Source organism: Paenibacillus riograndensis SBR5 (genome assembly GCF_000981585.1).
Taxonomy (GTDB): Bacteria; Bacillota; Bacilli; order Paenibacillales; family Paenibacillaceae; genus Paenibacillus_AQ; species Paenibacillus_AQ riograndensis.
In genome coordinates this window covers 4,261,285-4,276,494 of record NZ_LN831776.1, presented here as the reverse complement: position 1 = coordinate 4,276,494, position 15,210 = coordinate 4,261,285, and the positions used below count along the sequence as shown (strand labels likewise).

The 15,210-nt window shown below is 49.3% G+C and carries 11 protein-coding genes; 10 read left to right on the top strand and 1 reads right to left on the bottom strand.

The window, feature by feature from the left end; all coding sequences use genetic code 11:
- Window positions 1-37: 37 nt before the first annotated feature.
- The 10 genes from PRIO_RS17940 (at window position 38) to PRIO_RS17895 (ending at window position 13,824) form a co-directional block, all read left to right on the top strand.
- Complete coding sequence (locus PRIO_RS17940) at window positions 38-823, top strand: GNAT family N-acetyltransferase (protein ID WP_331709851.1); 786 nt, start codon at window positions 38-40, stop codon at window positions 821-823.
- 266 nt (window positions 824-1,089) lie between these two features.
- A complete protein-coding gene (locus tag PRIO_RS17935; RefSeq protein WP_081487176.1) occupies window positions 1,090-3,483 on the top strand; it encodes a polyprenyl synthetase family protein in 2,394 nt (797 codons plus the stop codon).
- Window positions 3,484-3,741: 258 nt separating this feature from the next.
- A complete protein-coding gene (locus tag PRIO_RS17930; protein WP_039787928.1) occupies window positions 3,742-4,101 on the top strand; it encodes an MmcQ/YjbR family DNA-binding protein in 360 nt (119 codons plus the stop codon).
- 662 nt (window positions 4,102-4,763) lie between these two features.
- Entirely contained in the window at window positions 4,764-5,237 is a 474-nt protein-coding gene (gene tnpA, locus PRIO_RS17925; RefSeq protein ID WP_020426871.1) for an IS200/IS605 family transposase, read from the top strand.
- Window positions 5,238-5,618: 381 nt separating this feature from the next.
- Complete coding sequence (locus tag PRIO_RS17920) at window positions 5,619-8,414, top strand: endo-beta-N-acetylglucosaminidase (RefSeq protein ID WP_046503935.1); 2,796 nt, start codon at window positions 5,619-5,621, stop codon at window positions 8,412-8,414.
- A gap of 315 nt (window positions 8,415-8,729) precedes the next feature.
- A complete protein-coding gene (locus PRIO_RS17915; protein ID WP_020429259.1) occupies window positions 8,730-9,677 on the top strand; it encodes a helix-turn-helix transcriptional regulator in 948 nt (315 codons plus the stop codon).
- Between the two features lie 756 nt (window positions 9,678-10,433).
- A complete protein-coding gene (locus PRIO_RS17910) occupies window positions 10,434-11,669 on the top strand; it encodes an FprA family A-type flavoprotein (RefSeq protein WP_020429258.1) in 1,236 nt (411 codons plus the stop codon).
- Between the two features lie 15 nt (window positions 11,670-11,684).
- On the top strand, window positions 11,685-12,902 hold the full coding sequence (locus tag PRIO_RS17905) for an NAD(P)/FAD-dependent oxidoreductase (protein WP_046503931.1): 1,218 nt from the start codon (window positions 11,685-11,687) through the stop codon (window positions 12,900-12,902).
- Window positions 12,903-12,928: 26 nt separating this feature from the next.
- Window positions 12,929-13,090, top strand: coding sequence for a rubredoxin (gene rd / locus PRIO_RS17900; protein ID WP_046503928.1), 162 nt, complete (start codon window positions 12,929-12,931; stop codon window positions 13,088-13,090).
- 26 nt (window positions 13,091-13,116) lie between these two features.
- Entirely contained in the window at window positions 13,117-13,824 is a 708-nt protein-coding gene (locus PRIO_RS17895; RefSeq protein ID WP_020429256.1) for a Crp/Fnr family transcriptional regulator, read from the top strand.
- 70 nt (window positions 13,825-13,894) lie between these two features.
- Here PRIO_RS17895 and hmpA read toward each other — a convergent pair whose 3' ends face one another.
- Complete coding sequence (gene hmpA / locus PRIO_RS17890) at window positions 13,895-15,076, bottom strand: NO-inducible flavohemoprotein (RefSeq protein WP_046503924.1); 1,182 nt, start codon at window positions 15,074-15,076, stop codon at window positions 13,895-13,897.
- Between the last annotated feature and the right edge of the window lie 134 nt (window positions 15,077-15,210).

Below are 15,210 nucleotides of genomic sequence, written 5' to 3'. Positions count from 1 at the left end.
CCCCTCATTAAAAGACGCTCAGGCGGTATGCGACTTGGTGGCTGCCTGTGATACCGAAGACCTCGGAGCACCCGACATCGTTCTCGACGACGTCCTGGACATGTGGTCCGGCTTCGATCTGGACCACAACGTCTGGGTCGTTGAAGATACGGACTTATCATTAATAGGTTATGCTTTTCTTGAGGAGGATAGTGAAGAAAAGCTGTTCAGCTACGGCTGCGTGCTGCCTGCGGCCCGCGGCCGGGGTGTGGGCGCATCGCTCGTCAAGTCGCTGGAAGCACGAGCCTCAGAATTACGGAATACAACAGGTGTTCCGAAGCGTCTGCAAGGCATGATCCCGACATTATGCGAAGATGCTGTCCGGCTGTTTGAGGCGCAAGGTTTTGCACCGGTCCGTTACTTCAAGCGAATGGGAATCCGGCTGGACACCGAACCGGCTGCGGCCATTCTGCCTGAAGGCTTAACCATTGAGCCGTTTATGAAGGGTCGCGACGAACAAGCCGTGTATGATGCTTATGTAGAGTCGTTTGCCGATCACTGGGATTTTGCGGTGCCTCCTTTCGAGAAATGGACCGAAAAGACACAGCTGCCTACCTTTGAGGAACGCTGGTGGTTGATCGCCCGGGACCCGAACGGGGAGGTTGCGGGGTTTGCGCTCGGACGCATGCGTGAAGACCTGCTCTTCATCGAGCAGATTGGAGTGCGCCGGCCTTTCCCTGGCACTGCTGCAGTGCCTGTTCAGGGCATCCTATCACGCGGGTCAAATGCTCGTTTCGCTGGGTGTCGATGCAGCCAACCCTTCGGGTGCCTACCGCCTCTATGAAAAAGCCGGAATGAAATCTGAATATGCAATCAGCATTTATGAAAAACCGTTCACACTTTTATCTGAATGAAAACAGCAGGTAAGCACTCTTACTTCAAAAAAGAAAGGCCCTGGTTTATAAAGTTTATAAACCTGGCCTTTCTTTTTTTGCAGAAGGATGGAAGTATGATAGGAGTGCCAAAAGGTAACCAAAAAGATTTTTGTCCGTATTAGGGATATGATTATGATACGTACACAAAAATTCGAGCAGAGGTAAACGAATGCATATGAATGAGAACTTTACAGAGCAGGGCGACACAGTGTACCGGTTGGCGGAGCATAAGGCAGCCCAGTATTTTGCAGCCCTGAATATGCAGGTCATGGACAAAACTTATGTCCCCATATTGACAAAAGATATCCAGTCGTGGAAGAAGAACCATATCCGTCAATGGTCATGGCTGTCTTTTTTTACACGGAGGAAGAGAGCAGGGGATACACGGGATGATCAGAAGTATCTGGAATGGCTGAACTATACAGGCAGACTGGATAACTATTTAGACCGGAGTGTGTCCTATATCTACATGAGGGACCTGGGCAAAGCGCTGGATGATCCCCGCACCAAGACCCGGATTCAGCGCGTAGTCACGGACTTGAAAAGACACTTGATGCATTCCGGCGCAAATGAGCAGGAGGACCAGACCGGATTAACCGGATTGTCCAGTATAGCCGGATTTTACCGCTGGGCCCAGAAGGAAGGAATCGAAGCTGCGGCGATTTGGGTGATAGATAAACTTAAGGCTGTCTCTTCCCATATACCGGAGGAAATGGATGCCGAGCAAGCCGAACGTAAACTCATCAAAATCATCGTCGGGGTTATTCTGCATGTGGTAGAAGAAATGGATGAACAGACCACGCCCGCTGAACGTACCCGTAGACTGGATGAAGCCATCCGGATCGGGTATTCCTATGGTTTGACTTACCCTTTTATAGACGATCTTCTGGATTCCCGGGTCTTAACGGCTCCCGAAAAAGAACAATATTCTGCAATGATACGGACGGCCCTTCTGACGGGAAAGGTGCCGGAGCTGAGCGAGTGGCCTGGAGTCCATATGGAAATCATTCAATACGTCCATACAGAGCTGCGGACTGCTTTTGAATATATCCAAAGCCTGCAGAAGCCCGAAACCGGGGCAACCTTTTTTGAACAGTCTTATGTGTTTTTTCATTCCCAGGACATCGACCGTAACAAGGAGCCGGCTAATGCGGATTACACCAACGAAGAGCTGTATATCCCGGTTATTTTAAAATCTTCATCGTCGAGATTAATCGTCCGTTCGGTGATTAGTGCTGCTGAGGATAAAGGTTTTGAGGAGCGGACCTTCTTTTATGGAATCTATAACCAGCTGGCTGATGATTTTGCGGATATGTACGACGATATGAAGGATGGGGCCGTCACCCCATATACCTATTATTTAAAATACCGGAAGCAGTGTCCCGATCTGATCAATCCTTATGAATTATACTGGACGGTAATCTCCCATCTGATCCATAATGTATATCATTCCGATGCCAAGACCCTTGAGGTGATTATGGACCGGGCAATCAACGGACTGAAACGCTGCAAAGAACGCGTAGGTACAGAGCGGTATAACGAAATCATGGAGATTTTTGCGTCCGGGAACCCGGAGTTCAACCGCCTTATACAACAGATGGTCCGAAAAGCAGACGATGTGGATTTTTTCGACAAGCTGCTCCGGGATCAGATCAATACCCAATTGCAAAACGACCGGAAGGAAAAGGAGAAGTTTCAGACGACCGTCCGCACTGTCCGCGAGCAAATCAACGGTCTGCTGAAGATTCCCAGGCCGGATGGAATCCCTCCGATGAAAGAATCACTGATTGAGGCGGCGAATTATAGTCTGACCGGGGACGGGAAGCGGATACGGCCAATTTTAACCTGGGTGCTGGGTGTTGAGGTGTATGGACTGCAGGCAGCTGCGATCGAGCCGCTTCTGAGATCATTGGAATTTATGCATACCGCATCCCTGATTTTTGACGATCTGCCTTCCCAGGATAATGCATCCACCCGCAGAGGACGGCCGACCTTGCATCAGGTGCATAATAGCGCTACGGCAGAATTAACCGGCCTGTACCTGATCCAAAAGGCGATTCAGGAGCAGGCGTCGCTTAGAGCTTTTGATCCTGCAGCTGTGCTGGCTCTGATGCATTATTCGGCCGAAAAGGCAGAGGATATGTGCATGGGGCAGGCGATGGATTTGCACTCCAAAGGAAAAGCGATGACCCTGGAGCAATTGAATATGATGTGTTTTTACAAAACCGGGTTAGCGTTTGAAGCTTCTCTGGTGATGCCAGCCATATTGGCCGGGGTACCACAAGCCGAAATCAACGCGTTGAAGAAATACGCCTACCATGCGGGCATTGCCTTTCAGATCAAAGATGATCTGCTGGATTTGGAAGGGGATCAACAGGTACTGGGCAAAAACACCCGGATGGATGCGGAAAATAACAATTCGACCTTTGTCTCTGTCCTTGGTGCAGAAGCCGCCAGATTCGAAATGTGGGATCACTACTGTCATGCCGTGGAAGCGCTGAATGCGGTTCCCCGCAAAATTGCTTTTCTGAACCATTTATTGGACTATATTATTAACCGGAACCGCTAAAACGAAGGAAAATATTATATAGGTTAAACATGAAAAAATAACAAGGGGCTGAAGTGACGAAGGGGAAGTTTGGATACTTACGGAGCGAATGCGTCCGCCTTTGTCTGCGGATTTCCACCGTGAACAGCGGTATAAATCAAGAAATCTGCAGACAACAGCGGCCGGAAGTCCAAACATTCACCGTAGTTACGTCCATTGCCCCATACAAAAACCTAAAGTTCAACTTATACAGAAAGGAAAGCTGCTGCTATGAAAAATATGAAACAAAACATAATAGACTTTTGCCTGGAAAAGAAGGGAGCGGTCCCAACGCATCCCTTCGGACCGGATTGGCTGGTGATCAAGGTCGAAGGGAAAATGTTCGCACTTATTTTTGAGAATATAGCCAGCCAACCGGTTATCAATCTAAAATGCGATCCTGTAATTGCGGCAAATTTGCGGGAGCAATATGATAATGTGCGGCCAGGGTACCATATGAACAAAAAACACTGGAATTCTATCACACTGGATGGTTCCGTGCCGGAGCAGGATATTTTTTTGATGATCGGTCATTCGTATGATTTGGTAGTCAAAAAGCTTCCAAAAAGCCTCCGTGAATCCATTGCGGAGAGCAGTTAAGCAGACTCATGAGCTCATTGATTTGGAGAGATAAAGAATTTATCTGTCTTAGGGGAAGTGACTTCCCCCTTATTTAACTGTAATACGGTGTGAAAAAATGTGGATATCTTGGAAGCCTCACAGGGAATATACTCGATGCAGGAGGAAAGGGACAAATAAAGGCATCTGAGTCCGTAGTCCTGCGGAATAGACGAATCTTCTATCCATATCGGCTCTCCTGTCCGTAACGGCTGCGGATCGATCGCGAAGGAATAGGGCGATCCGTCTTTACTGGCTTCTTCGCAGGTGCTAGTTGGAAAAAGGGAACTTATTTTTCCGAAAATCAAGAAATCCTGAGTGTTAAGTGGAAAAAGTAAACTTAATTGGGCTAATTTTCTTGTCTAATGGCGAAATGAGCCGAATTAGTGTCCCTTTTTCCACTTAAAAAGTTGCCGTAGGATTCACGGGGAGTCGTTCTCCAGGTAACGCTAGAACTAAGACGGCTGCGCTGTCCCGTGGAGGGCAGCACAGCCGTTTTTGTTAGGCTTTAGCCAGTTGAGTGCGTGAAACGCGCGAAACAAAAAACCACCCGCTATGCGGGTGGAGGGATGTAGGGTTTGACCACCAAGACCATTCCGATAAAATTGAGATGTTCAGGCTCAATTGGAAAGGAATGGTCTTAGATGGCAAACAAGAGCTACAGTTTGGCTCACACAAAGTGGATGTGCAAATACCACATTGTATTCACCCCGAAGTATAGACGGAAAGAGATCTATAATCAAGTGAGAAAAGACTTGATCGAAATCTTCAAACGTTTATGTAAATACAAGGGAGTTGATATTATCGAAGGTCACATGATGCCAGATCATGTACATATGCTCGTAGCGATCCCACCCAAAATCTCAGTATCCTCGTTTATGGGCTATCTGAAGGGGAAGAGCTCCCTGATGATATTTGAGAAGCATGCCAGCTTAAAGTATAAGTATGGCAATCGCAAATTTTGGGCGGAGGGATACTACGTCAGCACGGTAGGCCTAAATGAAGCCACAGTAGCAAAATATATACGTGAACAAGAAGCACATGACCAAGCGATTGATAAATTGAGTGTGAAAGAATACGAAGACCCGTTCAGTAGAAACAGTAGCAAGAAGAAGTAAACCAGTTTAACTGGTAAGTGAAAGGGACAACAACACTGAGCCTGAACGATTTATTGTCAGGCTAGCGTCTTTAGGCGCAGTTTGGCAACAAGGGGTTATACCCCAAGAGCAAACCACCCGTTGGACGGGTGGTTCTGATTCTTTGTTAAAAGTGCTTCCGAGGCTCTTTCAGGTCTATAACCGTATCAGAAACTTTAATATGTCCAGCTTATCTTTAATTTCTCCACTATTTGTAAGGGAAGATTCGGGATAGATTTGGGGGGATAGCAAAATGCCAAAAAAGGGGTGAGGGATGGCAGCACTTGCAGGAAACAGGCTTGACTTTGAAGGATGCATGGATGAAATGTAAGCGAAACCACAGAAGACGAGGAGGATGGAAGGATGAATATTCCCACCGGTACCAAATCACTTCCTAAGCTGACATCTGCATTGTTGGCTGCTGCTTTGCTAGTTTCAGGTCTTCCCATGACGGCGTATGCCGGCGACACATGGCCTTTTAAAGGAGACAGTGCTCCTGGTGCCAACCAGCCCAATGTTCATGGTTATACCAGCAGCCATATTGCCAACTGGAGTCCCCAGACTGATCCGGATGCCGAGCTGCTTAGATCACGCGTGCCGCTGCAGGAGCGGATCGCCCCTTTTGCTGCGACTCAGGCGAACCCGGCGCTCAGTCCGCAGACGCGGATGATGAATGTGGCAGGCGACTACGGCAACGCATTTATTGAGAATGCCCCGTATACGAACAAGTTTGCGCAGTACCATTTTAACTTCTGGCAGTATATCGATTATTACTCCTACTGGCATGGCACGGCAACCGCGTATACCCCGCCGGAATATTATGATGAGCTGGCCCAGAAGGACTGGCAGCAGAAATGGTTCGAATTCGGGATGCTGAATATCCCCAACCCGACTTATACGGATGCGGCGCATAAAAATGGCGTGATGTCCTTAGCCGGCATTTTCTTTTCCAACAACGACCGCGGCCAGCAGACCTACCAGCAGATGATCGTCCGGGATGAGCAGGGAAATTTCCCGGTCGCTGAAAAGCTGATTGAAATGGCACAGTATTTTGGTTTTGACGGTTATTTTATCAATCAGGAAGAAATGAGCCCGAATGTGGCAGTAGCCGATATCCCGGATTACATCGCATTTATGAAAGCGCTGCAAAAAGGCGGGCTGTATGTCCAATGGTACGATTCGCTGAATACTCAGACCGGCGCGAACACGTTCGCGCGGACGTTGAATGATTCCAACATCTCTATGCTGGTCGATAAAAGCACAAAGGAGCCGGTGTCCAATTCCTTTTTCTTTGATTATGGAGCCGGCAACACCCAGATTACGGGTGCCAACAATTATTTGGCCAATCTGAATAGCAGCCTGGGCACCAGCTACAGCTTGTATGATGTGGGGTATGCAGGCCTGGAAGCAGGACGGGACCGGTTTAAGCCGGTTAATGGTTCAGCTCTTGCTGCCAAGCTGGATGCGGCCAGTCTGCCGAGACTTAGTCTGGCTACGCTTGGTGCCGATTTTGTACACGCCGGTCTGGATGAAGACATGGGGCTGTCCTATCCCGTCTCCCACAGGTCGGAGAATGATTACCAGTGGATGACGCATTTGCGTGAGCAGCTGTGGTGGTCGGGACCTAATGTGAATCCCAAGAATACTGCGAAGCCAGCCGCCAACACCGTCTCAGATGTCTATGCCGACAACCGCTATTGGCCGGGGATTTCTTCTGTGATTGCAGAACGTTCGGTCATTAAGGATAATAACTTTTATACCAACTTCAATACCGGGCACGGGTTGTCGTATTATGTGAACGGTGCGGTCTCCAGCAATGAGGAATGGTCCAACATGAGCCTGCAGGACATCCCTGTTACCTGGCAATGGTGGCAGGAGACAACAGGCAACAGGCTTACTGTGGATTTCGACTATGGACCCGGATACAATCTCTCGGGCACAGAGCGCTATAAGTATAAGCAGCTCGGCGGGTTTAACGGCGGCAGCTCGCTGGTGGTGAACGGAAATCTGAATGCAGAGAACTTCCTGCGTTTATACAAAACAGAGCTTAGCCTGAAGGCAGGCTCCAAGCTGTCCATTAGCTACAATAAGCCGTCGGCTGCGAATTCATCGTCGATGTCGGTGGGCATCATTCTGGCAGATGATCCGAATACTGTGGTCAAAGTGCCGGTTCCGGACAGCGGCCGCAAGACGAGCGGCTGGGTAACGAAGGAGCTGGATCTAAGCGCTTATGCAGGCCGGACGGCCGCTGCGTTTGGACTTGTCTTTAATCCAGGCCAAGGGGTTGTGAACAATTATCAGATGAATATTGGACAGATCCGGATTACCGATGGTACTGCCGTGAAACCTGCGGCTCCGGCTGGACTTACAATTGCCAAGGCATTCCGCGATACGAACGAAATGGTTGTAGAGTGGAAGCTGGACCCTGATTACAATAAGGTTAAGCAATATAATGTCTATGTCAATGATGTATATATGGGCGGAAAATATGATGAGGTGTTCTACCTCAAGCGGCTTCCGGCTAAATCCGGGAGGCTCAAAGTTGTGGCCGTCGGTGCAGATGGGCGGGAAGGCGATGCCGCAACCCTGAATTTTAATCTGAATGCGGCTGTCTCCAATCTAAAAGTGAACTCCCAAGCAGACGGGAAATTTGACGTTAGCTGGTCAAATACCGGCAGTACGGCAGGGGGCGTTACCGTCCGCGTGCAGTCCGTGAACTGGATTACTACGGCGGAGCCGGTGCAGCAGCAAATGGTTGTTCCTGCAGGTTCCACCTCGGCAGAATTCACCGGTATGCCGGTGAATGGCGATGATTACATCGTTACTGTTACCGCAGGCCCTGCCGATCCGGTCTCGGTGAGCGGGCATTTTATTGACACCATCGCCGAACCCTATGCGGAAGCCTGGTCCTGGAATCAGGACATCCTGAATCTGCCGATGCCAAACACCAGAGACTGGCGGTATCTGTATGTGTATGAGGATGGGGTGGCGAAATCTTTTGCAACCACCTACAGCTCCGGCAATAAGCCGATGATTGTCCGGGGACGGACCACCAAAGCTTCTCTCAGCTTCCGCTCGACAGCTAATGTTGTGTATGTCGTGATGGAGGACTATGCAGGCAACCGCTCTGAGCCGGTGTATCTGAAAGGCAGCCATTAAGCATTCTCAAGATATTAAATGATGTCCGTTAATTTTACATTTCACCCATACAGCCTGTCCAAGGGCGGATTTTCCCTGGACAGGCTGTTTTTTTCGAAATATAAGAATTTATATGTTTCACGCTATAAATTATCCTTCTATTTCTCGCTGAAACACCCCGTCCTTTAAAAGGACGGCGTAGCCGTTTCCACTTGCAGAATAGTGTTCCATACCCAGAGTGTAGGCGGCATTCTCCGCATCTAGCCGTATGGATTTGTCCGCCCGCCGTTTTTAGTATAAGATGTAACAGACTTTACAGCAGCGGGGGAAAAGAAGATGAACAAAACCGAACGGCAGCTTGCCATTACGCTTGAGCTTCAGCGGAGCAAGATGCACAGAGCGGAAGATTTGGCCGCTCAATTCGAGACTAGCGTGCGGACGATCTACCGCGATATCCAGGCCCTGAGCGAAGCGGGAGTTCCGATTATAGGAGCTCCCGGGCAGGGATATTCGTTGATGGAAGGGTATTTCCTGCCGCCGGTAGGCTTCACGGCCGAAGAAGCAGTAGCCCTGCTGATGGGCACGGATTTCATTGAACAAAGGCTGGATGCGGAATACGGCAGCGTGTCAAAGTCTGCCAGGCGCAAAATAGAAGCGGTTCTGCCGGAGCCGGTACGTGCCGAATCGGCACGCGTACGGGATACAATGCGGCTTCTTCATGCGGGAGAACCGGTAACCGGCCGGAAGGAAAAGGACTATCTCGGACAAATCCGGCGCGCGATCCTGGAACGGCACAGGTTAAGCTTCACCTATCTGAAAAAAATGCCGGAAGCGGACGGCAGCCGCAAGAGCAGCCGTGAGGCTGACCCCTATGGCCTGGCGCTCGTCCAGGGGAACTGGACGCTGGTCGCCCGCTGCGGTCTCCGGCAGGATATCCGCCATTTCCGGTTGTCGCGGATGACAGAGCTTGCGGTGCTGGAAGAGCGCTTTTCCATTCCGGCCGGATTTAACCTGAGCCGTTATCGTCCGCCCGACGACCGCAACTTACACGTAGTGGTTCGGGTGAATCTGAATATTGCCGACAAAATGATTGAGACCGTTAATTATTATCTGGAGACTACTGAAGAGCGGGAGGATGGTCTTCTGGTTACTTTTCGCATAAGGCAGCTGGAGGAGCTGCTGCCTTATATCCTCTCATGGGGCGGAGAGGCCGAAGTGCTGGAACCGGTGTCTCTCCGCCGCCGGGTCCGGGAAGAGGCGGAAAAGATGTTCAAACGGTACTGAAAGGTAATGCCCCACGAAATCCGAAGCTGGAAAGGAAGAATCACAGGAAGTGACAGAAAGTTGGCAGGGAGGGGCAGGAAACTGAAGTGGAATAAGTATCGTTAAGTGTGCTCAAATGACTTCTGCAGAGGGAATAGTGGGAATTAGTAGAGTTAATTTTAGCGATTTCACCTGCAAAGCCGCGAATCACTCGGATTAGGTCTACTTTTTCCAACTAACATTAGCAGAGAAGCCGGTTCGTGGGGATTTAAGTTCCGTTTTTCCACTTAGGCATGCTTCCCCGCTGACTTGGTGAGGGCGGACACCTTCATAAGCTGAACAGACAGCGATGAATAAAAAAAATGAGCTATATAGATTGAACTTGAAAAATTAAGAATAAGGGGAAAAGTGACGGAGGAGAAGTTTGGAACTGGAAGAGCGAATGCGTCCGCCTTTGTCACCGGATTTCAACCGCTAAAGGCGGTTCCAATCAGGAAATCTGGGGACAACAGCGGCTGGAAGTCCAAACATTCTCTGGAGTCACGGCCAATCCCAAATCGAAAAATCTCGAGTTTAGATTATATAATCATATCTCAAAAGTGATCCAACGCATAATCCTTTGGCGATAACGGTGTATATTCAAAGTATAAATATGGTTTGAAACTTTTAAGCTGTGCTTTGGAAATTTTCAAAATGTGATTGTAATCCTCCTTTTCGCTTAGCCTCCATTATAGAATGAGGTTGTTGATAAACATTATCATTCAGGAGGCTGAGCTTATGAACACAGAATATAAGATTGCACAAGATACGTATTGGGTCGGTAAAATTGACAACCGTGAAGTCCCGTTTCATCGTCTGATTCTGGCGAAGGGAACAACCTATAATTCCTACCTGCTGAAAACCGGCAAACCGACCGTGATTGACACCGTGGATATGGAATTTGGACGTGAGTATGCGGAGCGGCTCAGCCAGTTCATGGATCCCATGGATATTGAATATATCGTCATCAACCATACTGAGCCTGACCATTCCGGGGGATTGGCTGCGCTGGCTTCACGGGCAGTGAACGCCACCATTGTCTGCACCGCGATTGCAGTGCCGGAACTGCAGGAAATGTACAAGCTCCAAAGCCGGAATTTTCTCATTGTAAAAGACGGGGATACGCTGGATATCGGTGGTAAAACGCTGCTGTTCAAAGAGACACCATATCTTCATACCGCTGAGACGATGATCACCTATTGTGTGGAAGATAAAATCCTCTTCCCTTGCGATATCTTCAGCACCCATGTTGCGGTGGAGAAGCTGTTCAGCGATGAAGCCGGCTTTGACATTACGGAGGATTTCAAGGGGTATTACAGTGCGATCATTCACCCTCACCGCAGATATGTCAGAACGCTGATCGAAGCCGTCCAAGATCTGGATATTGAGATGATCGCACCTTCCCACGGGTTCCTGATCCGCGAGAATGTCCGGAAATATATTGATCTCTACGATGTCCTCAGCCGTGAAACGACTGAAGGCAAAAAAGCGGCAATTGTCTATACCACGCTCAAGAACAATACCAAAAAAATGGCGAACATCCTCCAGGATTGCCTGAAGGAAAATCATATCGGGACCGAGGTATGGGATGCTGACAAGAGCAGCGCAGCGGAAATTCTGAGCAGCATCGCTTCAGCCGATGCCGTATTTGTCGGAAGCTCCACCAGATATGCGGATATGATCGGCAACCTGGAGCCTATTCTGCAGGAAATGAAAAATATGAATCTGGAAGGCAAACTCGCCGCTGCTTTTGGTTCCTACGGATGGAGCGGGGAAGCCATAGAGGTCATTCAGGATTACCTGAACGCTACCAACATGACGGTACAGAGTACATCCGAAGTCATCAAATCAACAGGGATGATCCATGTGGAATTTCCGATCCGGGTGCGTTTCTCACCGAAGGATGCCGAGAAAGTTCAAAAAATTAAAAATGCTGCGGAATTTGTTTCGGATCTGCTGCTCAGCGCTTACTAAGGGGGGCGAACGTTCATGTCCAAACATTATGTGATTGTAGGCAGCGGAGTGGCAGCCGTTCATGCCGCCAAGGCGATTCGTGATCAGGACCCGGATACCGAAATCTCCATCTTCGGGGAGGAAGCGCATCTTCCGTATAACCGGATTAAGCTGACCAAGGGGTTGTTCACCGATTTACACAGCGATAAAGTCTTGATCAAAAAGGAAAAGTGGTACAAGGACAACCGTATCACCGTCCACACTTCTACCCGGGTCACGCATGTCAATACGGACCGTCGGCAGGTGGAAACAGCAGATGGCAGACAGATTGCGTATCATAAGCTTCTGCTCTGCATGGGGGCAAGAAACCGTGCGCTCCCTGTAGAAGGGGCGGAGCTGAAGAACGTCCATACCCTCCGCGATTTACAAGATGCCGACCGGCTGAAAGCCAGCCTCGAAAGCGGCAACCGTATCGTTGTTATCGGCGGTGGGGTGCAGGGGCTGGAAACCGCATGGGCCTTACATGAAGCCGGATACGAAGTGACTGTTGTTGAAGCGGCTCCACGGTTAATGATCAGACAACTGGATGAAACCTCATCACAGATGCTTAAAGAAACCCTGGAGCAGGCTGGGGTAAAAGTCATTCTTCATTCCGGCGTAACCTCGATCACGGGAGAAGAGGCCGTCACTGGAGTTACACTTGACGATGAAACTACAGTTGCCTGTGATCATGTGGTTTACTCGATTGGCATCGTACCGAACACAACACTTGTGAAGGATACGCCGATTGATACCCGCTCAGGTATTATCGTTAACCCCAATATGGAGACCAGCGCTCCGCATGTATATGCTGCCGGGGATATCGCCGAAATGAATGGACAGGTTGAAGGCTTGTGGGGAGGAGCTATGGAGCAAGGGCGGGTCGCCGGCAACAATATGGCAGCGAGTGAGCCTGCCGCTTACCGCAAGGCCGTTCCGGTTACTTTCTTCAATGCGTTTGGAATATCGCTTTTTTCCATTGGAATGACCGTTGAATCACAGTGCGACCTGAGTGTATCCGCGCAAGAGAACGGCATTTACACACAGATATTTGTGAAAGATCACACAATAACCGGTGCTATTTCCTGGGAAGGTGCCGCTGCATCACTGGTATATAAATCTGCAATTGAGACGGGCTGCAGCCTGGAAGGCATTGATCTTTCACGCAGTCTCTCAGCGATCATGTCGGAAGTTCAAACGAGATTGCCCAACTAACCTTAACGAAACAGGAGATGAACCTGATGAAAAAATATGTATGTGAACCCTGCGGTTATATTTATGATCCTGCGCTTGGCGACCCCGATGAGGATGTGGCACCGGGCACTGCTTTTGAAGATTTGCCGGAGGATTGGGTCTGCCCGGTCTGCGGAGAAGACACCAGCCATTTTTCACCCATTTCTTAAAAAACACGAAAAAGGAGAGATGCGAGATGCCGGAACATTCCTGTCAAAATGCCGCAGAGCCCTGTACCCGCAAGGTGCCGATCTTTGCTTCATTGTCTGGTGCCGACCTCTCCCGGATCAGCGCCATGATTATCCACCGGAAATATGCCAAGGGACAGGCGCTGATTCTGGAAGAGCAGCCGACCGATACCTTGTTCATTATCCAGCAGGGGCAAGTGAAATTGTCCAAAATGACGCCGCAGGGGAAGGAGCAGATCCTGCACATTTTAACCGCAGGCGATTTTTTTGGTGAGCTTAGCATCTTTAACAGCGATGAGCTCAGCAACTTCAGCGCTTATGCATTGAAAGACACCAGCATCTGCATGCTGACCAGAGCGGATATGGAGCGGATCATGCTGGACAATCCGGACATCGCCTTCAAGCTGTTAAAGACGGTTACCAAAAGACTGGCCCATACTGAAAATCTGGCGCAAAGTCTGGCAACCAAGGACCCGGAAATCCGCATCGCCTACATGATTCTGGAGCTTAGCGATATCTATGGTAAAATGCGCGGCGGCCGTATTCATATCGATCTCCCGCTGTCCCGTGAAGAGCTGGCAAATTATGCAGGGGTCACCCGGGAAACGATCAGCAGGAAATTTGCTATCTTTGAAGACTTGGGGCTGATTGAACTGATCGGCAACAAACGGATGGTTATACGGAACCGGCCCTCCTTGGAGAAATACATGGATTGAACTGTAATCCTAAAAAAACGGGTACACCGTCCATCACCGGACAGTGTACCCGTTTTGTGTTATCGTGTAACTACGCATGTTCTAATTGCAGGGCCGGACCAAAAAACTCATAATGAATTTGTTCTTCTTTCATCCCCATCGCCAGGAGGTTGCGGATCATAGCTTCCATGAAGGGAACCGGTCCGCACACATAGGCATCGCCTGTAGGATCAACATACGCTTCTAGTGCTTCACGGGTGATTTGACCATCGGGGCCGTCCGAGAAATAGGTTTTATATTGAATGTTGCTCATGTTCAAAGCATGTTTTTCAATATCCTCACCAAAAGCGGCAAGCGATTCATTGCGCGCAGCGTGCAGGAAAACCGTAGGACGGTCCGGTGTGGACACGGCCACCGTTTCGAGCATGCTCATCATCGGCGTGATTCCTACACCGCCCGAAATAAACGCGACAGGTGTGGTTTTGGCCGTATCCAGCAGGAATTCACCGGCAGGCGGGCTTACTTCCACCGTATCCCCTTCGTTCACCTGTGTGTGAAGGTAGACAGAGACTACACCATTTGGATCATTGTCGGCTTCCCGCTTTACGGAGATGCGGAACTCATCCGGCTTTGACGCCTGGGACAGGCTGTACTGGCGGATCATGGTGTATTGTTCACCCGGAATCAGAACACGCACAGAGATATACTGCCCCGGCTTGAACGCCGGTACGCCGGAACCGTCTGCCGGTTTCAGATAGAAGGATGTAATACTTTCGCTTTCCTGTTCCTTGCGGACAACCGTAAACGGTTTGAAGAAGTTCCAGCCGTTTTCCTGCTCCCGGGCTTCCTTATACATTTGCGCTTCAACACCGATGAAGGCATCGGCAATCACGCCATAGGCTTCTTCCCAGGCCTTCAGGATGTCGTCCGTTGCTGCGTCGCCTAGCACTTCCTTGATGGCTTTCAGCAAAAACTCGCCGACAATCGGATACTGCTCCGGCTTAATGCCAAGGCTGACATGCTTGTGGGCGATCTGAACAACCGCCGGCAAAATATTTTCCAGGTTGTCAATGTGAACTGCTGCGGCATACACCGCATTCGCGAGTGCTGCCTGCTGCCGGCCTTGGGCCTGATTGGCATGATTAAATACATTCAGAAGTTCTGGATGGGCCGCAAACAGGTTCCGGTAGAACACCGATGTAATGGCTGTGCCGTGTTCCGCTAATACAGGGGCTGTGGATTTGACAATATCGCGTGTTTGTTTGGATAAGATAACCGTTCACTCCTCTCATTATTACAAATTTAATATATACTCTTTTATAGTTAAAAGATATATTTAAAATACCACTTTAACAAAATCGACAATTTTTATGGTATCATTTGTAACAAAGATCACATACTGCAATC